Here is a 641-nt window from a genome sequence, read left to right on the forward strand (position 1 = left end):
AGGTGAAAGTGTAGAAGTCACATTCCAAGTAACAGTTGTTAGCGTTCCGTCAAACGGAACAATTGCCAATACGGCAAATGTTACTGGAAGCTTTATTTTAGTACCAGGAGAACCACCAGTTATAGTAAATCAGCCAAGTAATACAACACTCACAACTGTAAATAGAGGACGCTTTAATGTTATTAAACAAGTAAATAGAGCCGCTACTCTAGTGGGAGATATATTGACGTATACAGTACAAATAACGAATACAGGAACAGTAACAGCTAACAATGTTCAGTTTATTGATACCACTTCAACAGGTGCGTCATTTGTAGCAAATAGTGTAACGATAAATGGAGCCCCGCAACCAAACTTAAATCCGATTACTGGATTTGGAGTTGGAGATATCTCAGTTGGTGAAACAGTTATCGTGACGTTTCAAGCGACAGTTACAAGCATACCGTCATCAGGAACAATTACGAACGTTGCAAATATAACAGGAAGCTTTACTTTAGTGCCAGGAGAGCCACCAGTTATAGTAAATCAGTCAAGTAATACGACAATAACGAGGGTGAATAGAGGGCGCTTCAATGTAATAAAAACAGTAAATAAACAAGCAACGCGAGTAGGAGATACGTTAACGTATAGTGTGCAAGTTA

Annotated in this window: 1 protein-coding gene; it reads left to right on the forward strand. The window is 38.7% G+C overall.

Going from position 1 to position 641, the window contains the following annotated elements; translation table 11 throughout:
* The coding region (locus tag MR083_RS26765) for a DUF11 domain-containing protein (RefSeq protein WP_242270099.1) at positions 1-641 on the forward strand (641 nt) is incomplete at both ends.

It is taken from the genome of Bacillus cereus group sp. BfR-BA-01408, assembly GCF_022663305.1.
Taxonomy (GTDB): Bacteria; Bacillota; Bacilli; order Bacillales; family Bacillaceae_G; genus Bacillus_A; species Bacillus_A pacificus.